The organism is Alteromonas ulvae (genome assembly GCF_048987005.1).
GTDB lineage: Bacteria > Pseudomonadota > Gammaproteobacteria > Enterobacterales > Alteromonadaceae > Alteromonas.
Window position 1 is genome coordinate 4,171,820 of record NZ_CP185261.1, and the last position, 26,816, is coordinate 4,198,635.

25 protein-coding genes are annotated in these 26,816 nt (G+C 44.6%); 16 read left to right on the forward strand and 9 right to left on the reverse strand.

Annotated elements, in window-relative coordinates:
• Positions 1 to 103 precede the first annotated feature (103 nt).
• Both ACOJR9_RS18015 and ilvD read left to right on the forward strand, forming a co-directional pair.
• The gene (locus tag ACOJR9_RS18015; RefSeq protein ID WP_420934253.1) at positions 104 to 1,924 is read left to right on the forward strand and encodes a DUF885 domain-containing protein; all 1,821 of its coding nucleotides are present in this window, start codon (positions 104 to 106) and stop codon (positions 1,922 to 1,924) included.
• 93 nt (positions 1,925 to 2,017) lie between these two features.
• Positions 2,018 to 3,694: a dihydroxy-acid dehydratase gene (ilvD, locus tag ACOJR9_RS18020; RefSeq protein ID WP_420934254.1), complete on the forward strand. Its 1,677-nt coding sequence runs from the start codon at positions 2,018 to 2,020 to the stop codon at positions 3,692 to 3,694.
• 175 nt (positions 3,695 to 3,869) lie between these two features.
• On the opposite strand, the gene ACOJR9_RS18025 is transcribed toward ilvD, so the two are convergent.
• Complete coding sequence (locus ACOJR9_RS18025) at positions 3,870 to 4,214, reverse strand: ArsR/SmtB family transcription factor (RefSeq protein WP_420934255.1); 345 nt, start codon at positions 4,212 to 4,214, stop codon at positions 3,870 to 3,872.
• Positions 4,215 to 4,372: 158 nt separating this feature from the next.
• Between ACOJR9_RS18025 and ACOJR9_RS18030 the strand changes: the two genes are divergently transcribed.
• On the forward strand, positions 4,373 to 4,720 hold the full coding sequence (locus tag ACOJR9_RS18030) for a hypothetical protein (protein ID WP_420934256.1): 348 nt from the start codon (positions 4,373 to 4,375) through the stop codon (positions 4,718 to 4,720).
• 107 nt (positions 4,721 to 4,827) lie between these two features.
• On the opposite strand, the gene groL is transcribed toward ACOJR9_RS18030, so the two are convergent.
• From groL to ACOJR9_RS18045, 3 genes are all read right to left on the reverse strand, one after another.
• The gene (gene groL / locus ACOJR9_RS18035; protein ID WP_420934257.1) at positions 4,828 to 6,468 is read right to left on the reverse strand and encodes a chaperonin GroEL; all 1,641 of its coding nucleotides are present in this window, start codon (positions 6,466 to 6,468) and stop codon (positions 4,828 to 4,830) included.
• A gap of 40 nt (positions 6,469 to 6,508) precedes the next feature.
• Positions 6,509 to 6,799 carry a co-chaperone GroES gene (locus ACOJR9_RS18040; protein WP_420934258.1) on the reverse strand — a complete coding sequence of 97 codons (291 nt, stop codon included), beginning with the start codon at positions 6,797 to 6,799 and terminating at the stop codon, positions 6,509 to 6,511.
• Between the two features lie 275 nt (positions 6,800 to 7,074).
• Positions 7,075 to 7,611: an FxsA family protein gene (locus ACOJR9_RS18045; protein ID WP_420934259.1), complete on the reverse strand. Its 537-nt coding sequence runs from the start codon at positions 7,609 to 7,611 to the stop codon at positions 7,075 to 7,077.
• 478 nt (positions 7,612 to 8,089) lie between these two features.
• Here ACOJR9_RS18045 and ACOJR9_RS18050 point away from each other — a divergent pair, with 478 nt between their 5' ends.
• From ACOJR9_RS18050 to ACOJR9_RS18075, 6 genes are all read left to right on the forward strand, one after another.
• The gene (locus ACOJR9_RS18050; protein WP_420934260.1) at positions 8,090 to 9,943 is read left to right on the forward strand and encodes a protein-disulfide reductase DsbD; all 1,854 of its coding nucleotides are present in this window, start codon (positions 8,090 to 8,092) and stop codon (positions 9,941 to 9,943) included.
• A 271-nt stretch (positions 9,944 to 10,214) separates the two neighbouring features.
• A complete protein-coding gene (locus ACOJR9_RS18055; protein WP_420934261.1) occupies positions 10,215 to 10,976 on the forward strand; it encodes a M23 family metallopeptidase in 762 nt (253 codons plus the stop codon).
• A gap of 294 nt (positions 10,977 to 11,270) precedes the next feature.
• Positions 11,271 to 11,711, forward strand: a complete 441-nt coding sequence (gene aroQ, locus ACOJR9_RS18060; RefSeq protein ID WP_420934262.1) for a type II 3-dehydroquinate dehydratase — start codon at positions 11,271 to 11,273, stop codon at positions 11,709 to 11,711.
• Between the two features lie 14 nt (positions 11,712 to 11,725).
• On the forward strand, positions 11,726 to 12,187 hold the full coding sequence (gene accB / locus ACOJR9_RS18065; RefSeq protein ID WP_071980931.1) for an acetyl-CoA carboxylase biotin carboxyl carrier protein: 462 nt from the start codon (positions 11,726 to 11,728) through the stop codon (positions 12,185 to 12,187).
• Positions 12,188 to 12,201: 14 nt separating this feature from the next.
• Positions 12,202 to 13,545 carry an acetyl-CoA carboxylase biotin carboxylase subunit gene (accC, locus tag ACOJR9_RS18070; protein WP_420934263.1) on the forward strand — a complete coding sequence of 448 codons (1,344 nt, stop codon included), beginning with the start codon at positions 12,202 to 12,204 and terminating at the stop codon, positions 13,543 to 13,545.
• A 546-nt stretch (positions 13,546 to 14,091) separates the two neighbouring features.
• Positions 14,092 to 14,520, forward strand: coding sequence for a hypothetical protein (locus ACOJR9_RS18075; protein WP_420934264.1), 429 nt, complete (start codon positions 14,092 to 14,094; stop codon positions 14,518 to 14,520).
• 38 nt (positions 14,521 to 14,558) lie between these two features.
• Here ACOJR9_RS18075 and ACOJR9_RS18080 read toward each other — a convergent pair whose 3' ends face one another.
• From ACOJR9_RS18080 to ACOJR9_RS18090, 3 genes are all read right to left on the reverse strand, one after another.
• Positions 14,559 to 14,831 carry a TIGR03643 family protein gene (locus ACOJR9_RS18080; protein ID WP_420934265.1) on the reverse strand — a complete coding sequence of 91 codons (273 nt, stop codon included), beginning with the start codon at positions 14,829 to 14,831 and terminating at the stop codon, positions 14,559 to 14,561.
• Between the two features lie 272 nt (positions 14,832 to 15,103).
• Positions 15,104 to 17,248, reverse strand: coding sequence for an exonuclease domain-containing protein (locus ACOJR9_RS18085; RefSeq protein WP_420936171.1), 2,145 nt, complete (start codon positions 17,246 to 17,248; stop codon positions 15,104 to 15,106).
• A 188-nt stretch (positions 17,249 to 17,436) separates the two neighbouring features.
• Entirely contained in the window at positions 17,437 to 17,649 is a 213-nt protein-coding gene (locus ACOJR9_RS18090; RefSeq protein WP_420934266.1) for a hypothetical protein, read from the reverse strand.
• Positions 17,650 to 17,950: 301 nt separating this feature from the next.
• Here ACOJR9_RS18090 and ACOJR9_RS18095 point away from each other — a divergent pair, with 301 nt between their 5' ends.
• From ACOJR9_RS18095 to ACOJR9_RS18105, 3 genes are all read left to right on the forward strand, one after another.
• Positions 17,951 to 18,142 (forward strand): CPXCG motif-containing cysteine-rich protein, encoded by a 192-nt coding sequence (locus ACOJR9_RS18095; protein ID WP_420934267.1) that lies wholly within the window; start codon positions 17,951 to 17,953, stop codon positions 18,140 to 18,142.
• Positions 18,135 to 18,764, forward strand: a complete 630-nt coding sequence (locus ACOJR9_RS18100; protein WP_420934268.1) for a flavin reductase family protein — start codon at positions 18,135 to 18,137, stop codon at positions 18,762 to 18,764. Before ACOJR9_RS18095 ends, ACOJR9_RS18100 begins: the two co-directional genes overlap by 8 nt.
• A 222-nt stretch (positions 18,765 to 18,986) precedes the next feature.
• Positions 18,987 to 19,280 carry a high-potential iron-sulfur protein gene (locus tag ACOJR9_RS18105; RefSeq protein WP_420934269.1) on the forward strand — a complete coding sequence of 98 codons (294 nt, stop codon included), beginning with the start codon at positions 18,987 to 18,989 and terminating at the stop codon, positions 19,278 to 19,280.
• A 275-nt stretch (positions 19,281 to 19,555) separates the two neighbouring features.
• Here ACOJR9_RS18105 and ACOJR9_RS18110 read toward each other — a convergent pair whose 3' ends face one another.
• Together ACOJR9_RS18110 and ACOJR9_RS18115 are read right to left on the reverse strand one after the other, a co-directional pair.
• On the reverse strand, positions 19,556 to 21,172 hold the full coding sequence (locus ACOJR9_RS18110; protein ID WP_420934270.1) for an amidase: 1,617 nt from the start codon (positions 21,170 to 21,172) through the stop codon (positions 19,556 to 19,558).
• Positions 21,173 to 21,354: 182 nt separating this feature from the next.
• A complete protein-coding gene (locus tag ACOJR9_RS18115) occupies positions 21,355 to 22,107 on the reverse strand; it encodes a substrate-binding periplasmic protein (protein WP_420934271.1) in 753 nt (250 codons plus the stop codon).
• A 250-nt stretch (positions 22,108 to 22,357) separates the two neighbouring features.
• Here ACOJR9_RS18115 and prmA point away from each other — a divergent pair, with 250 nt between their 5' ends.
• From prmA to purH, 4 genes are all read left to right on the forward strand, one after another.
• Positions 22,358 to 23,236, forward strand: a complete 879-nt coding sequence (gene prmA / locus ACOJR9_RS18120; RefSeq protein ID WP_420934272.1) for a 50S ribosomal protein L11 methyltransferase — start codon at positions 22,358 to 22,360, stop codon at positions 23,234 to 23,236.
• A 410-nt stretch (positions 23,237 to 23,646) separates the two neighbouring features.
• The gene (gene dusB, locus ACOJR9_RS18125; RefSeq protein WP_420936172.1) at positions 23,647 to 24,645 is read left to right on the forward strand and encodes a tRNA dihydrouridine synthase DusB; all 999 of its coding nucleotides are present in this window, start codon (positions 23,647 to 23,649) and stop codon (positions 24,643 to 24,645) included.
• A 30-nt stretch (positions 24,646 to 24,675) separates the two neighbouring features.
• On the forward strand, positions 24,676 to 24,969 hold the full coding sequence (fis, locus tag ACOJR9_RS18130) for a DNA-binding transcriptional regulator Fis (protein WP_012520109.1): 294 nt from the start codon (positions 24,676 to 24,678) through the stop codon (positions 24,967 to 24,969).
• Between the two features lie 82 nt (positions 24,970 to 25,051).
• Positions 25,052 to 26,650 carry a bifunctional phosphoribosylaminoimidazolecarboxamide formyltransferase/IMP cyclohydrolase gene (gene purH, locus ACOJR9_RS18135; RefSeq protein WP_420934273.1) on the forward strand — a complete coding sequence of 533 codons (1,599 nt, stop codon included), beginning with the start codon at positions 25,052 to 25,054 and terminating at the stop codon, positions 26,648 to 26,650.
• The last annotated feature ends 166 nt before the right edge of the window (positions 26,651 to 26,816 follow it).

The following is a 26,816-nucleotide window of genomic DNA, read 5'->3' on the forward strand; positions in this document are numbered from 1 at the left end:
ACGAATAACCGCTAGGCAGTATTTCAATTTTGCTGAATAGGTTTACTTTTTAGCGCAAATTCCGCTAACGTAGGTTGAGATTAAAATGTGGACAATAAGAATAATGAAACGATTTTTTAAGTGGATTGGTTCCGGTTTACTTGTTGTAGTGCTATTCGGCGGCGGCTTCGCTGCTCACGAATGGTATGCAGATAAACCCTTTTACTTTAATAATTTTTTAAACAGAGAGATGGTGAAGGTAGCGTTTGATAGCCCGGAAACTCTAACCTCGTTGGGTTTTTTAGAGTCGGTAGGCATTAAGGGACACAACGCTAAGCTAGACGATGCCAGCCCAGAAAAAGGCGAAGCCCTTTTTGATAAGGCGCGGGACATTAGGCAAGTTATCGTCGATTACAATAATGAAGACCTAAGTAAAGACGAGCTACTTTCTAAAAAAATTACTCTTTATTTGCTGGATTATTTAATTGGCAACGAGCCATTTCAATATCACACCTATCCTGTAAACCAATTGTTTGGTGTGCAAAACGGCTTTCCAAGCTTCATGCAGGGTCAACATCAAATTAATGATGCAACCGATGTTGAGAATTATCTCAGTCGCTTAGGCGCGGTAGATGAAAAGTTTGCTCAAGTACTTGAAGGGCTAAAACTGCGTGAAGAAAAAGGCATTATTCCTCCCCAATTTGTTATCACTCGCGTGCTCGATGAAATGAACAGCTTTGTTTCTTCGCCGCTTAACGAGAACATTTTATATAGCTCGTTAAAGGAGAAAATGGCTTATGTAGAAACACTATCGCAAGAACAGCAGGATGAGTTTTTGGCTAAAGCCGAAGCGCGCATTAATGATGATGTAAACCGCGCTTATCAGCTATTTATCGACTACTTCACAACACTACAGGCAAAGGCAGGTAACGATCACGGTTACTGGCACTTACCCGATGGCGATAAGGTATATGCCAACGCCCTTCGTTTTTTCACTACCACCGATATGAACGCAGACGAAATTCACAATATCGGCTTACAAGAAGTGGCTCGAATTCAAGGCGAAATGCTGACAATTCTTGAAGGCGAAGGCTACGACGTAACGTTAGGGTTTACAGAAGCAATGGATGCCCTTGCAGCAGACCCCTCTCACTATTATGAAGACAGTGATGCTGGCCGTGAACAAATACTCAAAGACTATCAAACCATTCTTGATGAAATTGAAGAAGGCATGAGCGAGGTTTTCCGTATTCGTCCCGAGGCCGGCATGGAAGTAGTGCGCATTCCTGAGTTTAAGGAAAAGACGGCACCTGGTGCGTATTATCAGCAGCCAGCCATAGACGGTTCAAGACCGGGCCGCTTCTTCGCTAATCTTTACGATATCAAGGCTACCCCTAAATACAGCATGCGAACGCTGGCCTACCATGAAGGCATTCCAGGGCATCATTTCCAAATAGCGCTAGCGATGGAAATTGAAGGCATGCCGTTTATTCGAAAAATGTCGCCATTCACTGCTTATACAGAGGGGTGGGCGCTTTATTCGGAATATTTAGCGTGGGAGATGGGTTTTCAAGACAATCCACTGGACAACCTTGGTCGACTTCAAGCGGAATTGTTTAGAGCTGTGCGCTTGGTGGTAGACACAGGTATTCACCAAAAACGCTGGACCCGAGAAGAGGCCATCGACTACATGGCAAATAACACGGGTATGGCGCTTAGTGACGTTACTTCAGAGATAGAGCGTTATATTGTGATGCCAGGGCAGGCAACTTCGTACAAGGTTGGCATGCTTAAGATTTTGGAACTGCGAGAGAAAGCGAAAACTGCCCTGGGCGATAAATTTGACCTACGAGACTTTCATGATGTGGTGCTTAAAAATGGTGCAGTACCTCTGGCGATCCTCGAGGAACTCATTGACGCTTACATTGAAGAGAAGCAAGCGTAGAAAGCAGAAAATAACCCTTGGACCAACTCGATGCACAACCACTGCTATAACTGTATCGGGCACATTACCTGAACGATTAATAATGGACAAAACATGAGCAAAGACAGCAAACGACAACATTCAAGTAAAATTGTAGATGGTATTGCAAAGGCCCCGAGTCGCTCAATGCTGCGTGCAGTAGGCTTTGGTGATGATGATTTTAAAAAGCCACAAGTTGGGATTGCGTCTACATGGAGCATGGTAACGCCGTGCAATATGCACATAAACACCCTTGCAGAAGAGGTGGGTAAAGGTGTCGATAGCGCCGGTGCGAAAAGCGTTATTTATAATACCATCACAATTTCTGACGGCATCTCGATGGGCACCGAAGGAATGAAGTATTCATTGGTGTCGCGCGAAATTATTTGCGACTCCATCGAGGCTGTATCGGCGTGTATGGGACATGACGGCATTATTGCCATAGGTGGGTGTGACAAAAATATGCCCGGTTGTATTATGGGGCTTGCTCGTTTGAATCGACCGTCTATTTTTGTTTATGGCGGCACAATATTACCCGGTAAAAACCATACCGATATCGTGTCAGTTTTTGAAGCGGTGGGCGGCCATGCGAGCGGAGATATTCCCATTACTCAGCTTGAAGAAATAGAAAAGACAGCGATTCCGGGCCCGGGCTCCTGCGGCGGTATGTATACCGCAAACACCATGGCGTCAGCCATTGAAGCAATGGGCATGAGCTTACCTAATAGCTCAGCGCAAAATGCCGTGTCTGACAGTAAAAAGCAAGACTGTATCAATGCAGGTAGAGCCATTGCTTACCTCCTTGAGCATGATATTAAACCCTCAGATATCATGACCAAACAAGCCTTTGAAAATGCCATCACCGTTATCATTACGCTTGGCGGTTCAACTAATGCCGTGCTGCATTTAATTGCGATGGCCGACGCCATTGGTGTTGAAATTACCCTAGAGGACTTTACACGCATAGGCGATAAAACCCCCGTTATTGCAGATTTGCGACCTAGCGGTCAGTACTTAATGTCAGAGCTGATTGAGATTGGCGGTATTCAGCCACTCATGAAGCGCCTGCTTGACGCCGGTATGTTACACGGCGACTGCATGACGGTGACCGGAAAGACGGTAGCGGAGAACTTAGCCAATGTGGCTGATTACCCAGAGGGGCAAGATATCATTCTGCCTTTATCCTCACCCATTAAACCCGATAGTCATTTAGTAGTATTGTCTGGCAATTTAGCCGCAGAAGGTGCCGTATCAAAAATAACAGGTAAAGAAGGATTAAGGTTTACGGGTACCGCAAAAGCCTTTGATTCCGAGGAAGAAGCTTTTGAAGCTATTATGAGTGGTAAAGTAGTGGCGAACGACGTGGTAGTGATCCGCTATGAAGGGCCTAAAGGCGGTCCTGGCATGCGTGAAATGTTAAGTCCAACCTCGGCTATTATGGGCAAAGGGCTTGGCAGTGATGTTGCCCTAATTACCGACGGCCGATTCTCAGGAGGAAGCCGAGGGTTTGTGGTGGGTCATGTTACACCTGAAGCGATTGAAGGCGGGATAATTGGCTTGGTGGAAGATGGCGACACAATCACTATTGACGCGCAAACTCGCGAAATTAACCTTGACGTTGACGAAGCCACTCTTGCCCGCAGGCGCGAAAATTGGACACCACCTGAGCCACGCTATACTCGCGGTTTGCTAGCAAAATACGCAAAAACGGTAAGCTCGGCCTCCACCGGCGCAGTAACCGATAAGATATAAGTAGGGGATACGCCCGGGGCACAGCGACATCACTTGTCACCGGGCGTATCGATAGCGCTCATCAATAGCACTTACCAATCACACTTACCATTTGCAGCATTGCCAGCTAATAGCAACACACCGACAAATTGGGCGTTAACAGCACAGGTATTTAACATGTGGTGAGAGTGGAATCCTAGTGCTTTTCTTTTACATGCTGCAGTGCATTGTCTATGAGTTCAAAAACATGGTCATCATACAAGCTATAAATGATGTGCTTGCCTTCCCGTCGAGTTTTCACCAAGTTTTCGTTTTTAAGAATTTTTAACCGCTGCGATACCGTCGACATTTGAGATTGAGTGGCTAATTCAGATACGCACGCTTCGCCTCTATACAAAATAGTGAGTAATTTTAGTCTTTCTGCATCAGCGATTGCCTTAAATAACTGTGCAGTGCGCTCGAAGATGACCTGGTCTTCTTGCGGCGCATAACGCTGTGTTTCATGTGCGTGATAATCACTATCCTGTTCAGACACCGTCATAGTTGCTTTACCTTCAACAATTCATCATTTAAAGAAGTATGGTAACTCAACGCTGTTTTTTTATCTCAAAAAGAAGATCAAACCTTGCTAAAGAATAAATTATAAACAATAATACATTTCAACAATTAATGAAATGTTCTAGTAAAAGAGGCAAGCCAATGAGCGAATGTAAAGTACACCAAAATCATCCTCACCAACATGGGCCAGATTGTGGCCATACAGCAGTAAAGCACGGTGATCACATTGACTATTTACACGATGGGCATTTGCATCATGTGCACAATGATCATGTCGATGAGCACAAGTTAGAGGTGAACGGCACCAACCCAGATAAATGCACAGAAGGACATCAATGCGCTGGTCATGACGATGGGCATGTTCATGGTCCAGATTGTGGTCATGAGGCGGTCCCACACGGCGACCACATTGACTATATTGTTGATGGACACCTACATCACCAACACAATGGCCATTGTGATAATCACGGCCCGGTTGAAATTTTATAGTGGTCATCGCTGACCTTACAGTGTGAGCCGATTTGGTCACTGGATATAAAAAAGGCGCTAACTTCAAAAGTTAGCGCCTTTTCTTTAAGCGTTAAGCGGGGGGATGATTACATCATGCCGCCCATTCCGCCCATGCCGCCCATATCAGGCATTCCAGAGCCAGAATCGTCTTTTGGTAGTTCAGCTACCATAGCTTCGGTGGTAATCATTAATGAAGCGATAGACGATGCAAACTGAAGCGCACTGCGAGTTACTTTAGTCGGGTCAAGAATACCCATCTCTAGCATGTCGCCGTAGGTGTCGTTAGCCGCGTTGTAACCGAAGTTACCATCGCCGCCTTTCACTGCGTTAATAACAACAGAGGCTTCAGCACCTGCGTTAGCGGCGATTTGACGAAGAGGCGCTTCCATTGCACGTAGTGCAAGCTTAATACCTACTGTTTGGTCTTCGTTGTCGCCAGTAAGTGCTTCAAGCTTAGAGGCCGCACGAACCAACGCAACACCGCCACCAGGTACTACACCTTCCTCTACCGCTGCGCGAGTTGCGTGTAGTGCATCTTCTACGCGGTCTTTCTTCTCTTTCATTTCTACTTCAGTGGCTGCACCCACTTTAATCACAGCAACACCGCCAGAAAGCTTAGCTAAACGCTCTTGAAGCTTTTCTTTGTCATAGTCAGAAGAAGAATCTTCAATTTGACCTTTGATTTGCGCGCAACGGCCTTGAATAGCTTCTTCGTCGCCGTTACCGTCAACAATAGTCGTGTTGTCTTTGTTAATCACTACACGCTTCGCTGTACCTAGGTCTTCAAGCTGCACTTTTTCAAGGTCTAGACCAATCTCTTCAGAGATGACTGTACCGCCTGTAAGTACCGCGATGTCTTGAAGCATTGCTTTACGGCGGTCGCCGAAACCAGGTGCTTTAACCGCAGCAACTTTCACGATACCGCGCATGTTGTTTACCACTAGTGTTGCTAGCGCTTCGCCTTCAACATCTTCAGCCATAATGAGTAGTGGCTTGCCAGCTTTTGCAACACCTTCAAGTGTTGGAAGCAATTCACGGATGTTAGAAATTTTCTTATCAACTAACAAGATGAATGGGCTATCTAATTCAACAGTGCCGTTTTCTTGGTTGTTGATGAAGTAAGGAGATAGGTAACCACGGTCGAACTGCATACCTTCAACAACGTCTAGTTCGTTTTGAAGTGCTTGTCCTTCTTCTACAGTGATAACACCTTCTTTACCTACTTTTTCCATTGCCTGTGCAATGATGTCGCCAACTTCTGAGTCAGAGTTTGCAGAGATAGTGCCCACTTGTGCAATAGACTTGCTGTCTGCACAATCTGTAGATAGCGCTTTAAGCTCGGCAACGGCAGCGATAACTGCTTTGTCGATACCGCGCTTAAGGTCCATTGGGTTCATGCCCGCAGCAACAGACTTAAGGCCTTCAGTTACGATAGATTGCGCAAGTACAGTAGCAGTAGTTGTACCGTCACCCGCTTCGTCATTCGCTTTAGAGGCTACTTCTTTCACCATCTGAGCGCCCATGTTCTCAAACTTGTCTTCAAGTTCGATTTCTTTCGCTACAGACACACCGTCTTTAGTAATAGTCGGAGCGCCGAAAGACTTGTCTAAGACAACGTTACGGCCTTTAGGACCAAGGGTTACTTTTACTGCGTTTGCTAGCGTGTTTACACCTTTAAGCATTTTTGTGCGAGCGTCGTCACCAAAACGTACTTCTTTAGCTGCCATGATTCAATTCCTCTCTAATTCGATTAAACGTTAGTCGTTATTACTCAACAATCGCTAGGATGTCGCTTTCGCTAAGGATTAGAACTTCTTCACCATCCAGCTTTTCTGTTTTAACGCCATAACCGTCATTGAAAATTACGGTGTCGCCAACTTTTACGTCAAGCGCTTTAATATCGCCATTCTCAAGTATGCGACCATTACCCACAGCGATAACTTCACCGCGAGTTGATTTTTCTGCTGCAGAACCAGTCAGAACGATACCGCCTGCAGATTTGCTTTCTTGCTCTGCGCGTTTAATAATTACGCGGTCGTGTAAAGGACGAATTGCCATTTTCAAGTCTCCTGAAAATTCCACTATTCAAAGTTAAATAATTATCAACATTCAACTTTTTGAATGTTGAGTGCCTGGAACGCTCATTGCTGAGCAGTTAAAATCTTATCTGCACGGTTAAATGGGGTAGTACCCAAACAAGTTCAAGTGTTTTTATACAAAAAAATGTAAAAAAATTGATTTTTTTGCGAAATACCTGCGTTTTGAGGATGAGCTTGAAAAGAAGAAAGCGTAGCATCACGTGAGAATCTACTATGAAAAGGTGCTAAGTGAGCTTACTTCAGCCGCTTATCTTCTTCATTCTGTGTATTGTCAGTATATTCACCTTCAATCACATCTTCTTTGTTTTTAGCTGATGTATCGAATGGTGAACCGTTGCTGCCAAAGGGGTTTTGTTGCCCATGTGCATTGAAACCGCCCGCATTAGCTCCACTGGGCCCTCCACTAGGTATAACAACGCGCATTTTCATGTGCTTACTCACCTGTGCAGCAAGTAAATGTCGCGTTCCGGGCAATACAAACATAAAACCTAATATGTCGGTGATAAATCCTGGCGTCACTAACAAGACACCTGCCACCACGAGCATTAACCCTTCAACAAGCTCTTTTCCAGGCATTTCGTTGCGCTGCATTTTTGCCTGTGCAGTTTGAAGCGTACTGATCCCTTCACGTTTTACAAAATAAGAGCCAATAAAGGCAGTGAGAATAACAATACCTATTGTGTTCCAACCGCCAATAATGCTGCCAACATTCACCAGAAGGGCGATTTCTAAAATAGGAAGTACGGCAAATAAAATGAATAAAACCCGCAAAATGAGTCCTCTTTAAACAGTATATTAGGTGTATGTGGGTGTTGAGCCTAAATGCAAACAAAGGTTCGCACGCTTTCGCTTAAATACCTGCTCAATACGACCGATAGCCACTGCTATCGAAAATCTCGTGCTTTCTTACCGTGCGTGAAACAATATTGATAAACCAAGGGACTTGCTCTTTGAAAGCCCCATGTCATATCAGCTTTACACTGCGTCAGTTTTATTATGAATAACTCACCGTCAGTGGGCAGCGCCGCTGGAAAAAGCGTATAGCGTTTACGTAGATAGTCTTACCCTTATTTAAGGTGAACTATGTCAAACTCTATACTCTATTTTGGTATAATTGCGCACCTTTTGTAAGGCAAACGTGTATAAATACTCATAAATGTGCTGAGTCAGTTAACAATTTTACTGACTTTACTGGCAGTGGCTTAAAACAAACCATTTAGAATTCACAATAGAAGTTGAAGTTATCAATATGATTAGTGCCCTATTAAACCGAGTGTCGACATTTTTTTTGCCCCGTCGAACGTTTGCTTTTGCTGCAATGGTATTTTCAGTTTCTCTTCTTCTAGTGACTACACTATCTGTCACCGCTGCAGCACAGTCGCAATTTCCTGCCAGCGTAGACAACGCATTCTCACAAGAACCCAAGTTTTTAGACGTGGAGCAAGCGTTTGTCTTCGACTTCAACCAGAAAGACAGCACGCTAACACTCACATTTGCTATTGCAGATGGTTATTACCTGTATAAAAAACAGTTTAAGTACGTCGCCAAAGACGCCGAAATAGGCGAAGCAACCTATCCTAAAGGAGTAATGATTGAAGATGAGTTTTACGGCAAGTCGGAAGTATTTTATGACAGCGTAACAATAAAACTGCCCCTTGAAGAAGCGTCTTCCGATGGTGTGGTGAAAGTACGTTATCAAGGCTGCGCTGATGCAGGGCTGTGTTACCCACCCACTATAAAGGTGGTTTATCTCAATGAAAGTGTTAGTAATGGACCAGCGTCTGTTCAAAGTGGCGCTTCAACACCACAAAGCGAACAATTTACGCTAGCTAATCAATTGATTAACAAAGAAAACCTTCCTCTTACTCTGTTGTTGTTTTTCATCTTGGGTATTGGCCTTGCGTTTACCCCTTGTGTGTTCCCTATGTATCCCATTGTATCAGGCATTGTCATTGGTCAAGGCAACACAAAAAGCCTTTCTCATTCTTTTTGGCTTACCTTCGTTTATGTACAAGGGATGGCAATTACCTATTCTCTGCTTGGGCTGGTTGTGGCAGTAGCGGGAGCGCAATTTCAAGCGGCTCTTCAACACCCTGTTGTATTAGGTGTTTTTATCGGTTTGTTTGCCACCTTAGCAGTGGCACTTTTTGGCGGCTTTGAAATACAACTTCCTTCAAAGTGGCAGGAAAAGCTCACCTTAGCAAGTAACAACCAAACCCCTGGTAGCTTTGCGGGCGTATTTATTATGGGCGTGCTGTCGGGACTTATCGCCTCCCCGTGCACCACAGCTCCGCTTACTGGAATATTGTTGTTTATTGCACAAACAGGGGATATGACCCTTGGATTTATTTCTCTGTATTTGCTTAGCATTGGTATGGGCATTCCGCTGATCATATTTGGGGTTACTGGCGGAAAGCTGCTGCCGAAAGCTGGCAACTGGATGAATGTGGTTAAAGTAACTTTCGGATTCATGATGCTCGCAGTAGCCATAGTGTTTGTAGAGCGGTTGTGGAACAGCTTATATTCAGACTTCCTGTGGGCAGCGTTAGGCTTCGGTTTATTTGGCTATTATTGGCGCTTAAATCGCGCTACGGCTAACAGTAAAATGAAACTGCTACGAGCCATGTTAGTTGCTGCGGGTATAATGGGAAGCGCAGGCATTACTTATCAAACCGGACTGAATGTTGGGCTTTGGGGTGAAAAAATCAGTCACCCTGAATTTATAAAGGCAAGAGATCTTGCCGACTTACAGCAGAAAATTGCAAACGCCAATGCCAACGGCCAAACTGTTATGGTAGACCTTTACGCCGACTGGTGCGTAGCATGTAAAGAATTCGAAAAATACACGTTTCCAGCTCAAAACGTTGTCAATGCGCTGAGTAATACGGTGTGGATGCAAATGGACCTGACCGACAACACGCCCCAGCGTCAGGAAGTGTTTGATAAGTTTGAAGTACTTGGTTTACCTACCATATTATTTTTTGACACAAAAGGTGAAGAGTTAAGACAGTCTCGGGTAACTGGGTTTATGAAAGCTGACGCATTCGCCGCGCACGTTAACAATGCGCTTACCGACGATGCCTCTGTCGATAATGCCCGCTAGGATTAACAACATCACTTTGCGGCACGAGCGGCATAAAGGCCAACATGGCAGTCAGTCTAAAGTGCAGCGAATAAAGGCTGCTTTAGGGCATTCAAGAGTTGCAAGGCCTTTGCATCTTACTTTGATGAACTTGCTAACAATCAGCACATCATTTCTTCTTTCGCTTTCATGGCCTTTGTTAATCTGGACGTTATTGATTCGGGTTTTGCCGCTTCAGGCTTCAGACATTCGTCACCTTCCCTCGCTGCCCTCATCATACCAAACCGCTCTTATGACAAACCTACGCGCAGAAAGCCTGTCTACAAATGCACAACACGAAGGGTGCTTTGATGAGCGCCGCTTTTGCTTTTTGTTAAGTGAGAAGAACGACGCCAGCGGTAGCTACATAATAAGCGTTCAACGTTATATCGATTTACCCTTGGCGTTAACACTGTATTCGGAAGATCTAGGACATCAAGCCCATGCCAATGCGTTTTTAGCCACCAATAACCCTATCGTTTTAGGTGAGACAACGTCTCCATTGCTTTTTTGGTCTAACATGCGCGTTAAATGGACGGTAGGAGATATTGATGCCTCTCATGACAATGACTTTCGCTATTTATCTCCACTACAACCTCACCAGAACTACCCCATTGTGCAGGGTGTTAATGGCAGTTTCAGTCATTCTGGCGCGTCTAGATACGCACTAGATTTTGGTGCAAAAGAGGGGACTCCTGTACTAGCGGCGCGAGGGGGTGTGGTTATCGATACCAAAAGCACTGGTAAGAAAGGCGGACCAACAGCAGATTTTGCGAAATATGCGAATTATGTTGCTATTTTGCATGACGACGGCACTACCGGTGAGTATTACCACCTTAAATATAACGGTGTAACCGTAAGTCGAGAGCAGCGAGTTGCCCAAGGTCAACTTATTGGGTACACCGGAAATACCGGCTTTTCATCTCTACCCCACTTGCATTTTGGTGTATACATAGCAAAATTTCACGGCCGCTATCAAAGCGTGCCGTTTACGCTTAATACTCATAATCCCTAGCTAGCAACACAGTATAAAATCGCTGAAAGCCAAGTATAGCAGGTGATACACCGCTTAAAAAAAGTAACGTTCAATTAACAATTGCAACACACAACCCTTTTAGCGTAGCGAAAACTTTGCCGCGAAAACACCTGATTAGACCAGTATTTTGCTGCTAAATCTTTCTCTATCACTATAATCACGGTATAAAGTAAAAAACAGAAAGGCAAATTGGCTTTTATTCGTGCAACTGCTGCATAATTTTGTTGAAATGACAAATACCGCAGCACTTACCCGAAGATGGCAGCAAACTAGATGAATATTTTGTTATTAAATGGACCTAACCTAAATATGTTGGGCCAGAGAGAACCCGATAAGTATGGCACCCAAACTTTGCAAGACATCGTGGATGATTTGCAGGCTCAGGCGGTCTCAAGCGACGTAACGCTTGCGCACTTTCAGTCTAACGCTGAACATGCACTTATTGAGCGTATACACGGCGCTATGGGCAAAACAGATGCTATCATCATTAATCCTGCCGCATTTACACATACTAGTATTGCCATTCGGGACGCGCTGTTAAGCGTGAACATTCCGTTTATTGAAGTTCATTTGTCGAACGTTCACGCTCGTGAATCGTTTCGTCATCATTCGTATTTTTCTGATGTTGCAGCTGGTGTCATTGTTGGCCTTGGCCCTATGGGTTATTCGCTCGCACTAACTGCAGCAATCAATTTACCGAAATCGCAAAAATAACGCAGAGAAAGAACATGGATATTAGAAAGATAAAGAAACTCATCGAGCTAGTTGAAGAATCTGGTGTAGCTGAGCTAGAAATTACTGAAGGTGAAGAGTCGGTACGAATTCACCGTGGTCCAACTGGTGTTCAAGCCCCGGTAAACTATAGCTTTGCGGCTCCCGCTGCACCACAGCAAGCTCCGGCCCAAGCGCCTGCGGCGCCTGAAGTCGCTGCGCCTTCTGAGCCAGCAGCACCTGAAGGCCATGTAGTTAAATCGCCTATGGTTGGTACTTTCTATCGTGCTTCATCACCTACTTCTAAAGCATTTGCTGAAGTGGGACAGCAGGTTAAAGTAGGCGATACTTTATGTATTGTTGAAGCTATGAAAATGATGAACCAAATCGAGTCTGATAAAGCCGGTGTTGTCAAAGCAATCCTAGTTGAAAACCAAGACCCGGTTGAGTTTGACCAGCCCATGTTCATCATTGAATAAGTGAGCAACGCACAATGCTAGATAAAGTACTTATTGCCAACCGTGGTGAAATTGCCCTACGTATACTGAGAGCCTGTAAAGAATTAGGCATCAAGACCGTAGCCGTGCATTCCACTGCGGATAGAAATTTAAAGCACGTGTTACTTGCCGATGAGTCTATTTGCATTGGTAAAGCGTCTGCAACCGAGAGTTACCTGAATATTCCTCGTATTATTGCAGCAGCAGAAGTAACCAATTCCATTGCTATTCACCCAGGCTACGGTTTCTTAGCAGAAAACGCCGACTTTGCAGAAGCTGTCGAAAAGAGCGGATTTATTTTTATTGGCCCAACGGCAGAAACAATCAACCTAATGGGTGATAAAGTGTCTGCCATTAATGCCATGAAGAAAGCTGGAGTTCCTTGCGTTCCTGGTTCAGATGGTCCGTTAACTGACGATACAGAGCGCAATAAAGCCATAGCGAAACGCATTGGATACCCGATTATCGTGAAAGCTGCTGGTGGCGGCGGTGGTCGCGGCATGCGTGTTGTCCGCAGCGAAAGCGAGCTCGTAAAAGCCATTCAGACTACTCAAGCGGAAGCGGGCGCTGCCTTTGGCAACCCTACTGTTTACATGGAAAAGTTCTTAGAGAACCCTCGCCACGTTGAAATCCAAGTATTGGCTGACGGTCAAGGCAATGCAATTCACTTAGGTGAACGAGACTGCTCTATGCAACGTCGCCATCAAAAAGTGGTAGAAGAAGCGCCAGCACCAGGTATTTCTGAGCAGATGCGCGCCAAAATTGGCGATCGCTGTCGCAGAGCCTGTGTTGAGCTCAATTATCGCGGTGCGGGGACGTTCGAGTTTTTGTATGAGAATGGTGAATTCTACTTTATTGAAATGAATACACGTATTCAAGTAGAGCATCCGGTGTCTGAAATGATCACCGGCGTTGATTTGATCAAAGAGCAATTGCGCATTGCAGCGGGACAGCCACTGTCTATTGAGCAATCGCAAGTTCAAATTCGCGGTCATGCTATTGAGTGTCGTATCAACGCCGAAGACCCTCAAACTTTTATTCCAAGCCCTGGTTTGATCAACATGTTCCATGCGCCTGGTGGTTTGGGTATTCGTTGGGAATCGCATATTTATGCGGGCTACACAGTTCCCCCTTATTACGATTCCATGATTGGTAAACTTATTACTTATGGCGAAAGTCGTGATGAGGCCATTGCTCGAATGCGCCACGCATTGGAAGAAATCGTAATAGAGGGAATAAAGACGAATATTCCGCTTCAACGATCCATCATGGCAGATGAAAACTTCTTTGCCGGTGGCACCAATATTCACTATCTTGAAAAGAAACTAGGCCTAGCCTAATCCCGCTTGGGTTGCACTGATATCTGTAGTGCAGCCCAGCTTTTTGGCCCTTATCATTCTTTCCCTTTTCCGTTCCCTATTGATTCTAATTTAACGATTACAACAATCAATTTTTGCTGTTTTTATTGTTTGAACGACACGCCTATACTCACTGCAAGTTTAAACGTCTCCCGTAATGACTGTTTTTTCTTTTGTGTGTTTTACCTTATGGAGCACGTCTCCACTACAGCCGGTGTCTTGCACCGGCTTTTTTATGCCTGCTGCGCAACATGTTGAATTTTGTTGCTCAACACATCTTGGTCACTTTGTGAAAAACAGGTAAAAAAAAGGCCCACCAAACGGTGGGCCAAACAGCAAGAACGCGTACACACTTTAACAGTGCGTAGATAGATACGCTGCAAAATTTGCACAAGTTCATATATAAAAGATTACTTATTTTTAACTTCAACGCCTTTAAACTACGTTGTTAGTTCATTAGACTCTGTGAGGGTTACAAGGAAGAAAATTATAGCCTTAGGGACACTTTATGACGTTTAAGGTAGTACTATGCAAAGTCGTTACAAACAGCTTAAAGAGAAACTCCCGATTTCGAGGTTATCTGACGATGTGCTTCTCGCCCTACGCGTTTTGTATGACGCCCCTCTCGATATTGTCGATTTAAAGCAAGATATCAACGACTTAACCCTTTACCCTGAAAGACTTCAAGACAGCTATCGAAAAGAATGGGAAACTTACGTGTTAAAAGCATTAGCTGTAGATTTAAAAAAGGATGAGGCGTTATCTGCTACTGAGTTCATTGAAAACATTATGCGGCGTGTTGAGGAGATTGAGCAAAACAACACCGCTTACGCTACTTACCTACCGCTAGTATCCCAAGCTAAAACCATTAATGAATCAGGCAACACGCTCGTATTTCCCAGTCCGTTTCGACAGCAGCTCATGGCCTTTTTGTTGCCAGTAAGTACGGTAAAGTAACGCTACAAGTTCCCCTTCGAAATAACGTCAAACCGTCGCTATTTATTGGCACTTTTTACCTTGTACTGAGACGGGCAATAACCTCGGTCTACCCCCTCTGGTCGTAAGCTTGCGTGCTTAGTTTTGCGGCCAGACACACGGGCTCGCCAATTCTTAAATGTTTTGTGTTTAAGATTTTTACGCATCAGCTTTATCACCTCTTTTTCAGGTAATCCAAAAAGCTTTTCAATGGCTTCAAACGGCGTTCTGTCTTCCCACGCCATTTCTATTACTCGTGACTGTTGTTCTTCGTCTAACATAGTTGTACTCATAAACGGTTTTGCTCGGTCTAAGGTAAAAACGATTATCAAATTGAAGCGTTCTCTTATTAAACGCTTTTTTAACGTTGTCTTCTTACCATTTTTTCAGGGCTTGCTTTGCATAAGGTAACGCTTGTATAACGCTTTATTTACGTAAAACACTGCAATATCAGTACATACGAAAAAATATCGTCTTCGTTCAATTTTTATTAGAAGGTACTGCGCTAGTCGCTAATCTAGCCATTAACCACGCTACTGACCTACTCACTGGCCTACTCGTTGGGCTAATCGCTAGCCAAGCCATTAACGTCGTCATCTTTTTCAAATGCCAGTTTTAGCAGTTCAGCAGCTGCCTTTGCATCGGAAAGCGCTCGGTGATGACGCTCCATGGAAATATAAAAGTGCTTGGTTAAATTGGCCAATGAATAAGAAGGCAAACCAGGGTGCGTGCGACGCATTTCTCTCACCGTGCACATTTTTGGACGGCGGAATGACTGCTCAAGGCGGGCAAATTCTTGTTTAATAAAGCCGTAGTCGAAGTTGACATTGTGAGCCACAAAAACCGCATCCTCTGTAAACTCAGCAATATCTTCGGCCACCTCAGAAAAAAGCGGCGCGTCCTTTACCATGTCATCTGAAATGCCTGTTAGCCGAGTAATATTCGCAGGAATACGGCGCTGAGGATTCAGTAAGGTTTGGTAACGAGCCACCTCTTCGCCAGCAACAAGTTTCACCATGCCTATTTCAGTGATGCGGTTATAGCTGTTGTTCCCGCCAGTTGTCTCAATATCAACCACAACGTAGGGCTGCTCTGGGTCGCGTACCCAGTTTACGGTAGTGACTGCTACTTCAAACCCAGCCTGCTGCAAACGCTGAATAGACACTAGCTGATTGCGTCGTAACTGATCCCCCGGCGCTTTAATCTCTTCAAATCGCAACCCGTTGTCGTACACCATTATATCGGGAAAGCCATCTCTCAGACTTTCAAAATCTTTGCACATCATTCGCAATACGCTGTGAATAGACTGAAGCTTTCCGTATCGCAACAATGCCTCTATGGGCGCTAAAAGCCGACTAGACCACATGAACAAGCTGTTTACTTTACCGTAATGCTGTGTCGCCATTTTTTGAATATGAAATAGCAATTTTTCCGGCGTATCTAAAGACGACAGCAACGCTTCAATACTGGTTTCAAACTTGACGTAAAAGTTATTCTGCTTAAGCGAAAGTGGACGTCGGTCAAATTCTGTTACCAGCGTATCCTCTTCATAAAGCTGCTTCCAAAACGTCAATCCAAATAGACTTCGCCACAATCGGTTTTCTGTGCGCCATCCTTCAATACCGTGCCTGGCATAATGGGCCAGTACACCCCGCTCAACCTGCTGATTTTGGCTTACATCAATCGATAGTTCTCTACTGGCATTACGCAGCATATCGGTAACCGTGCTGGTGCGCTTTTTGTTGTACTTGCGCGCATAGAAGTCTTCAGCAAATGCCAATAGCGTATCCGATTGCGGGTTATCAATAATGTACTCAAGTTCACTTTTCACTTCGTCAACAGAGCCGAGTTTATAGCTTTCTCTTATCCATTTTTCTTTCCCTTTATCACTGTTAGCTAAGCGCAGAATATTAAGGCCTTTTTGCTTGTCTTCATCTAATAGCTTTAGCCCTAAGGCGTATAGCAATTGGTCTTTATAAAACCCTGCAGACACACCTTCGGTGCTAGGAAAGTCGCTATCAGCGAGGTTAAGCAAGGTCTCGGTGTGATAAAACGGAAGTTGCGTGTAGTGGTTTGCGTAAAACCACGCAGCTTCTGTATCTGACTTACTCTCAAATCGGGCAACATCGGTTACCGAATCTGAACGAGTGCGCATAACGCCTAAATCTCTCATGGAGAATTGATTTAAGCGGCTCTTCGTATTTCCAAAATATAAAAATAATAGAAAGCGCAGGGCATCGTTGAACAAACACACTAAATAGTTATCGATAGAAAAGCGGCTAGGCCATCCATTAGCACGAATTTCATTGCCAAGTAGCGTCACTAGTTTTGGCTTAGTCTGTGAAGACAGCCCTTGCGTACTGCCGTAATCTGCCAGCAGCGTTAAAATAGCCTCTTTGGTAAGCACACCGGCTATGTCATTAAACGAAGCGTTAGTGAGGTCACCAAACCAACCGCTTTCTATCAAGCTGTTTATTTGAGCTTGAGGCGTGTTAATTTCTGCGTAATTAAATTGTGTTCGGTCAATAATCGCATATTTACGATTAGCCGCACGTACGATAATGCACTGCTTGTCATCGTCTAGCGCGTTAAAACGCTCGATAAACGATGCGGCCTCATCAGAGAGCAGTGTCGCGCTTGCCCCCCCAAAAAAGCTGAGAAACTCATGAAAATGAGTGAGGTAATAGCGGGGAGGGAGATCTTTTCGCACTTTTCGCATTTGGCCAGCAGCCCAGTCAATTAAAAATAGTCAGTTAACGATATTTAGGTGCAGCTAATAGTTATAGCCACTCAAGCCATGCCTTCTTAAAGCATAGCTGCTCAAGCCATGCCTTCTAAAATCATAGCGACCCGAATCATAACAATACACTTATTATAGTGTATATTTATACAGCACCATTAATCAACCTTTACCCGCTGTTTACTTACCCAGCTAAAAAACGATGCTAACTGTTCATCGGCTAGTAATAGCGGCAATGTGCAGAGGCTTTTGGCAAGGGTCATTTCATCGTAAAAGCGGTGAATACCGCTATGACACTGCCTGCAAACATGCACCCCTTCTTGGCGCTCGGCTTTTGTGTAATGCTTCTTAAAATATTGACGTCTGTGCATTTTTTTCGGAATAAGATGATGATATGTCAGTCGCGTCTTACGTTTGCAGCAAGGACATATCCCAACAGTGTTTGCCACACCAACCACCTCACTATTGTTTAAATACCAAATGGATAACCTAAGCATTTAGGCTATTCATTAATACCGAGAATACGGGCACCTGATCACTAATCTGTTCCCCAAGGTTTTTAATAAGTCATCCAATAAATCATTCAACAAGCAATGCATAAGAAGTTAAAAACAATCCACCCATTGGTAATAAGCGTATTTATAGTAAATTGAAAAAACATGGAATGAAGATATGAGTTTGACCCGCGCAATGGGCTTTTCCTGCCCGTACTGTATGGCCCCTAATGACGTTGAAATTGATGAAATAAACGACGTTGGTCAAGTTCAGGTATTAGACTGCCAAGTTTGCTGTCAGCCCATCGAATTAAGCGTGTTTCAGCAAGGTGAAGAACTTTCTATAGAGGCAGAACGAGAAAATGACTGACCGTATGACTCGCGATGATTTAGACAACTTAGAGCAGCGTTACCGCGCAAATTTAATTAATAGTTTGTCTGGCTTTAAATCGGCGGTGCTGCTTGGAACCACAGATGGGAAAACTAACAACTTAGCCATTATTAGTTCAGTGGTTCACATAGGTGCTAACCCGCCGCTACTCGGTATGATAATGCGTCCGCACACTGTGCAGCGAGACTCATTGGATAATATTAAGCAGCAGGGCTTCTACACCTTAAATCACGTGAATACACAATGGGCTGATAAAGCACACCAAACCTCTGCCCGTTACGAACAAGATGAAAGCGAATTCGATGCCGTGGGGCTAACGCCTTTTTTCAGCGATTCGTTTAGTGCGCCTTATGTTAAAGAAAGCGAAGTTAACATTGGTCTTAAAGTAGCTCAGCATTTTAGCTTGCTCAATAATACCGAAATGGTGATTGGTGAAATCCAAGAAGTCTTTTTTGCTAAAGATGCCCTTGATAAAGATGGGTACCTTGATATTGAAGCTTTAAATACTGCGTCAATCAGCGGGCTAGATAGCTATCATTCAAGCAAACGGTTAGCGAGATATGCGTACGCTAAGCCAAATGTACCCCTTGAAACAAAGTAAACTTTTAAGCACAGACGCTGTCGTTTTGTGCATGAATGGCAATAGCTAAAATGTTATTAATCGATTAAAACTGAGTTTTACGCAATTTTTGTCGATCTTTATTGAAAAAGCGTTAGTATAAAGTATGTATCAAAAAACCTGCCCTTTCTGGGCAGGTTTTTTGCGTTTAAGGCACTGAATAAAAAAGAATCATTATCGTTTCTATCTCATTGGGAGAATGTTATGAAATCTGTTAATCGCCGCGACTTTATGAAATTCACGGGCTCAACGCTAATAGGGTTAACGCTAGGCGGCGTTGCATTGCGTGCACAAGCTCAAGAACAGTTGAGCGCAGATGATGCCACTGCGAAAGCACTTAAGTACACACCAGCCTCTACTGTGGAAGGCGCAAAATGCAGTAACTGCATGTACGTACAGGGCGCCGATGGCGAAGCATACCGCCCATGCAATATCTTCCCAGGCAAGCTGGTTAATGCGAACGGCTGGTGTAGTGCTTGGGTTAAAAAGCCTGGCTAGGTAGCGTGTCTTTCACTGTTGACTTGTCAACGCTGCCTCAAACGTTTGGTTAATAACAGTGCTAATGTAGCCGTTGTTTCATGTTCACTGAACTTCATTGAAGATTAGTGGCAACCAGCGAAGCAGAGTGAACAATGAAGAACAAGCGGTAAGTACTCATTACACAATTGTTGTGTAAACCAATAATAGAAAAGAGCCTCAACACATGGTGTTGAGGCTCTTTTTTTGTGTTTCAGTTATGAGACGTTGTTAGCTCCTCATAGAGGAACCAAGCCTTAGTTGGACGTCACGTTTTCAGTAATAGATTCAAGCTCAGGCGCGTCAAATCGTGAAGGTAAAAGACCTGGAGTGATAGAAAAGCCATGTTTGGCTTCAAAAACGCTACCAATTCGCAATACCTTTTCGTCCATCCATTTACCCGCAATAAAGCTAAGCCCAACCGGAAGGTTTTTAATCTCATCAACAGGTACGGTTAAATGTGGGTACCCTGCTACCGCAGCTAAATAGCCAACGCCAATAAACCCGCCTGGCGAGTGATCGCCATACACCCCGTCAATTAAGAATGACGGACTGTTCGAAGGAGAAACCAAAACATCAACATTGTGCTGCTGCATAAGGGCATCAATGCCGTTGGTTCCTGCGGTTTTCTGAATAAGTGAAAGTGCCGACTTATATTCCTCACTATCAATGGCTGCAGCTTCTAGCGACTTTTCAAAAATGTCTTGATTGAACAGCGCTAGCTCTCGTTTATCTGTCTTGTTAAAAGCAATAAGCGCCTGCAAATCTCTCGCAGGAATATCTGCAGGCGAGTCAGCTAAATACTCGTTGATCGAGTAATGGAACTCACTTAGCAAAACGTTGTACGAGTCGGCCCAAAAACTATCTGGCTGGTCAAAGTCGTCAATATCAATTAGGGTTGCACCTGCATTTTCTAGGCTGCTTAACGCATTTTCGTAGGCTGCGAGTATATGAGGATTATCGCCTTGTCTGAAACGTACCACACCAATTCTTACGCCTTTTAAATCAGTACCAATAAGCGATGAATTAGGCTGTTGAATAAGGTGCTTACCCGCGTCTGCTGTGGCGCTGTCTTTTGCATCTTCGCCGGCCATGATAGACGCCATTAACCATGCATCTTGTACGTTATTTGTCATTGGTCCAGCGGTATCTTGGCTAAATGAAATAGGGACAATATGGGTGCGAGAAAGCATACCCACTGTTGGTTTAAAGCCAACCACACCGTTCATTGAAGAAGGACAAATGATAGAGCCATTTGTCTCTGTACCTACGGCAAGAGAGGCTAGGCGAAGTGCCATAGCGGCGCCAGAACCTGATGAAGAACCACAGGCGCTTCTCGATAATACGTGTGGATTACGGGTTAACCCGCCCACTGCACTCCACCCACTAATTGACGACTCCGAGCGAAAGTTTGCCCACTCTGATAAGTTCGTTTTACCTAATACAATGGCATCAGATGCTTTTAGCTTGGCCACAATCGGCGCGTCACGAACCGTCCGATTATTAAGCAGTGCCATAGAACCCGCGGTGGTTGCCATCTCGCTTGTTTCAATATTATCTTTTAATAAAACAGGGATTCCGGCTAATGCGCCAACGCTTTCGCCATTCTTAATTTTGTCATCAATGCGCTTAGCGTGTTCAAGAGCTTGGCTGTTAATCGCTATTACACTGTTGGTATCAGTGTCTAGGCGCTCAATGCGAGCTAAATAGCCTGATACCAAATCATATGACGATAGTTCGCCAGACTTTATAGCATTAGCTTGAGCATAGGCCGGTTTATCTAGCCATTCTAATGCATTGTTTTGCTGTTTGCTTGTTGTTGTGCATGCCCCGCACAGCGCCGCAAAAATGAGTAGACACCATTTCTTTATCATTATTTTTCCTTTTTTTGCTACACAACTACCACATACCTTTTAGGCAGCCTGCCCTCAGCACAAATAGCGGTGTAATGTTTTTTAACGCGCACTTTACGCGTCATCTACTTTTTCTACTATGCAGCAAAAATGGTTCATATGTAACGAAAATAACATTGGCGGATAGGCTTTATAATTGGGACTTAACTAGAAAAGAAACTTTCTGGTACACGTAATTCAAGCCCATACTTTTCTAATAGTGCTTGATAGCGACCGCTTTCAATAATTACAGACAAACTGTGATTAAATGCTTCACGCAGGCCTTCATCAGGTATTGCCGCTCGATAGGTAGAAATAGGGAAGAGTTCATGAAACACTACATCATCATTTTTATACCTGTCGTCGTTTAATTTGAAGTAGGAAAAAATATTCCTGTCCATAACGGCCACATCAACACTGCCTAGCATTAACATGTCAACTTGACGACCCTGTTTTGCCATTTCTAGATACGTGGGTTGCGAAGCAAGCGTCTCTTCAAACGTTTTGCCAAGTACTGATGTGGCTGTTTGAAAAGCCACCACACTCATTGTCTTTAGCGCTTCAATACTATCAATGTGAAGTTTTCTGTCTGAACGTGTTATTGCAACGTTTTGATAGGCGATATAGGGATTAGAAAGAATATCTGACGATACTGCGTGAGAAGACGTCAGCGTAAGGGCAATATCGACGGCATCTTGATGGATTACTTTCGTCGTTCTGCCGTAGGGCAAATAAAGCATTTTTGCGCTATGTCCCATATCGATGATTATTGCGCGTACTAAATCAACTTCAAACCCACTGTCATTGGCAGAATTGACGTATGGCGGCTTGTCCAATCCCACAGCGACTTCTATCTCGCGAGACTCCACGCTAAAAATAGCTAGCAGCATAAAAAAAGACAGAGGCAGTAAACGCATATGTAAGTGATTCTCATTTAGGTATTGGTAAAAGTTAATACTACAAGCTTGGAGATAAGTTGGTAGTCGACAAAAGGTTAACTTTCACTAAAGAACAGGTTTTCGAAAAGCTTGTTTGTCGAAAAGACATTACAAAAAAGAGTAAAAAAAAGGGTGCATTCCCCATGAACACCATTTTTATTAGCCGCCGGATTTCGTTTATATCAGGTGAAAGGTACAATACGGCCAAATACGTTAACGGCACACGACTATGGCTTGGCTACAACTACGAATTAATTCCACCTCGGAACATGCAGATGCAATTGGCGATATGCTAAGTGCTAATGGCTCTCAAGCAGTCACTTATGTGGATGCGAAAGATACCCCAATGTATGAACCAAAACCAGGTGAGGTGCTGCTTTGGCCCGACACACAGGTAGTTGGCTTATTTGAAGCCGACGCCGATATGAAACGTATTTTAGGACAATTAGCCAAAGCAAAAATATTGGGCCCAGACTTCACATACAAGCTTGAACCACTAGAAGACAAAGACTGGGAACGTGAATGGATGGACAACTTCCACCCCATGCAGTTCGGTGAACGACTGTGGATATGCCCGAGCTGGCGAGACGTTCCCGACCCTAATGCCGTTAATGTGATGCTCGACCCCGGCCTAGCCTTTGGCACGGGCACCCACCCCACTACCGCATTATGCTTGCGTTGGTTGGACGGTATCGACATGACGGACAAAACTGTGGTGGACTTCGGCTGTGGCTCCGGTATTTTGGCATTAGCTGCCTTAAAACTAGGCGCCAAACGGGTAATCGGTATCGATATCGACCCACAAGCGTTGCAAGCCACAAAAGAAAATGCCCGCCGAAATGGGGTAGAAGACCGCTTAGACGTGTTCTTGCCGGAAAACCAGCCAGTGCTAGAGGCCGACGTAGTTGTTGCGAATATACTCTCAGGCCCCCTTATTGAGCTGCGAGAAGTGATTACGGGATATTGTAAATCCGATGGACTGCTTGTGCTGTCGGGTATTTTAGCTGAACAGGTTCCCACTATTGAACAGGCCTATGCGAACGATATCTCACTTGAGTCCAGTGCCATTGACGGTGAATGGGCGAGAGTATCAGGGCGCAAGCATTAGCGCTGCACGCTCAATAAGGCATCACCTGTGATATTTTTTGTTTGCTGAACCCGCATGTTTTTTCAGCCACTCAGTGTTGACCAATACGGTAAATCGATTAAAAGCAGGATATAATTGTTAAATTTTTTCACATTACACCCCTTTTAACTCGTGGCTTTGACGTCTTAAGCACAAAATTTCACCAGCATTTATGCGTTAGATTACTAACGAGACAGATTTTTTTCGCTGTCAATACCGATAAGTGAAATTTTGTGTGATTTTTAGCCTTTTCAAGCATTGCGAAAACACGTACACTTAGCGCCCCGTTTTAGCCGGGTGTATAATTTCTGTGCAATTATAAATGGTGAGCGTCGCGTTAACTTATGCAACAACCTATGCAACCAACTATGCAAAAGCCTTTGCAACAACGTTTGCAAATTGGACCATATAAGTTAGATAACAATTTGATGTTAGCTCCCATGGCTGGCGTAACTGACCGACCGTTTCGTCAATTATGCAAGCGCTTAGGCGCAGGTCTTGTAGTGTCTGAGATGCTATCGAGTAATCCGAAAGTATGGAATACCGCAAAGTCGCAGGCGCGCATGAACCATGAGGGCGAAGAAGGAATTCGCTCTGTACAGATAGCGGGTGCCGATCCTGAGCTTATGGCGCAAGCAGCGCAGTTTAATGTTGAGAATGGTGCGCAAATCATCGACATCAATATGGGTTGTCCTGCTAAGAAGGTGAATAAGAAGCTTGCAGGCTCAGCACTGCTTCAGTACCCAGACACAGTGGAAAGTATCATCAAAGCAGTGGTAAATGCTGTGGATGTTCCCGTGACACTGAAAATACGTACCGGTTGGAATCCAGAAAATCGCAATGGGGTAGATATTGCCCGCATTGCAGAGCAAAACGGCATACAGTCGCTTGCTGTTCACGGTAGAACAAAAGCTTGTATGTATAAGGGAGAAGCAGAATACGACACCATACGCCGGATAAAGGCGGCAATATCGATACCTGTTATTGCCAATGGTGATATTACTTCTCCACAAAAGGCACAAGAGGTACTGAGTTACACTGGTGCAGATGGCGTTATGGTAGGTCGCGGCGCGCAAGGTAAACCTTGGATTTTCAAACAAATTCAACATTATCTTGAAACGGGCGACACCTTGGCTCCACCGCCGTTGTCACAACAATTTGAGATCTTGCACGAGCATGTAATGAACGTACAAGGCTTTTACGGTGAGACAGCCGGTGTAAGAATAGCCCGAAAGCACGTGGGCTGGTATCTCTCGGAGCATGATACGGATCGTCAGTTTCGTAAAACGTTTAACGCTATCGATGATGCGACTGAGCAACTCGATGCACTAAATGCATATTTTCAAGCGCTGCAGACTAGAGAAAACCGACAGATTTCTCCCGCAGCATAGTGATGACTAACTAAAGAGCAACACAGTATTATGTTCGATCAAAACGTGACTTCACCTTTTACTACTACCGTAACTACGCCTTCACAAACGCAGGCTCAAAAGCCTTTGCGCGACTCTGTTAAGCAAGCGGTTAACAAGTACCTAAAGCAACTAGATAACGCAAACATCGATAACTTGTACGAAATGGTACTGGCTGAAGTGGAAGCACCACTTCTAGAAGAAGTTATGACCTACACGCGCGGCAACCAAACCCGCGCAGCAATTATGATGGGCATCAACCGCGGTACACTTCGCAAAAAGTTAAAGCAATACGGCATGAACTAACATTCTAAGGGCGCTGCCCAGCAAAGAGCACCAATCGGTGCTCTTTTTGTTTCAACACTACAACTTTGAAGCTACTACATTTATGCAAACACCAAAACCAATCAAACGTGCTCTTTTAAGTGTCTCTGACAAAACAGGTATCGTCGATTTCGCGACAGCGCTGCACAATGCGGGCGTTGAGCTTTTATCAACAGGCGGAACTGCGAAACTTATCGCTGATGCAGGCCTGCCTGTAACGGAAGTGTCTGATCATACAGGTCACCCTGAAATTATGGCTGGCCGTGTTAAAACCCTTCACCCTAAAATCCATGGCGGCATATTAGCCCGTCGCGGTATTGATGAAGCGGTTATGCAAGAAAACAATATTGCACCTATCGATTTGGTGGTCGTAAACTTATATCCGTTTGCGGCTACTGTTGCCAACGATGATTGCACATTAGAAGACGCTATCGAAAATATCGATATCGGTGGACCGACAATGGTGCGTGCAGCAGCGAAAAACCACAAAGACGTGACTATTGTGGTCAATGCAGCAGATTACGGCAGTGTACTAGCAGAAATGAACGCCAACAGCGGCTCGTTGAATTACAAAACCCGTTTTGACTTAGCCATTAAAGCATTTGAACACACTGCTGAGTACGATGGCATGATTGCTAACTACTTTGGTGCTCGCTTAGATAGTACAGAGTGCGAAGAAGACTGCGACCACCAGCACAGTGAATTCCCACGCACTTTCAACGTTCAAATGAGCAAAAAGCAAGACCTGCGCTATGGTGAAAACAGTCATCAAAATGCCGCCTTTTACGTTGAAAATACGATCCAAGAAGCCTCTGTTGCCACCGCTGAACAGCTTCAGGGTAAAGAGCTATCGTTTAACAACATTGCCGATACCGATTCTGCGCTAGAGTGCGTTAAAGAATTCGACGAACCAGCGTGCGTTATTGTCAAGCACGCCAACCCGTGTGGCGTCGCTATCGGCGAAGACATTCTAAGTGCTTATGATCGCGCGTTTAAAACCGACCCGACATCAGCATTTGGCGGCATTATCGCGTTTAACCGCGAACTCGATGCAAAAACGGCACAAGCTATTGTCGACCGTCAATTCGTTGAAGTGATTATTGCACCCACGGTGAGCGACGAAGCGAAAGCAGTAGTCAGTGCGAAGAAGAATGTACGCCTTCTAGTGTGTGGCGAGTGGGCTGGCCAGTTAACCGAAGGTTACGACTTTAAACGCGTGAATGGCGGCCTGCTAGTTCAAGAACGCGACTTCGGCATGGTCGATAAAGAAGACTTAGAAGTTGTGACTAAAATCAAGCCATCTGAAGAGCAGCTTCGCGACCTTATGTTCTGCTGGAAAGTAGCCAAATACGTGAAGTCCAATGCCATTGTGTATTGCAAAGATGGTATGACTATTGGGGTGGGCGCAGGACAAATGAGCCGCGTATACTCTGCAAAAATTGCGGGCATTAAAGCGGCTGATGAAAACCTTGAAGTAGCCGGTTCAGTAATGGCTTCAGACGCCTTCTTTCCATTTAGAGATGGTATAGACGCTGCAGCAGAAGCCGGTATTAAAGCCGTAATCCAACCCGGCGGCTCGATGCGCGACCAAGAAGTGATTGACGCCGCTAACGAACACGGAATTGCGATGGTGTTCACAGGCATGCGCCACTTCCGCCACTAGGCCTTTTTAAAGGTGGGCGTTTATTGAAAGGCTCGCACTTACTAAAACACGTGCGCTTTTTGCGCATGAATAGATATAGACCCCAGTTGAGCTCCACTGCAGCACCCTTGTTGCAGTGGAGCCACACTGTGACTTGCTCACCGCCAGTCTATTCATCAATGAATAA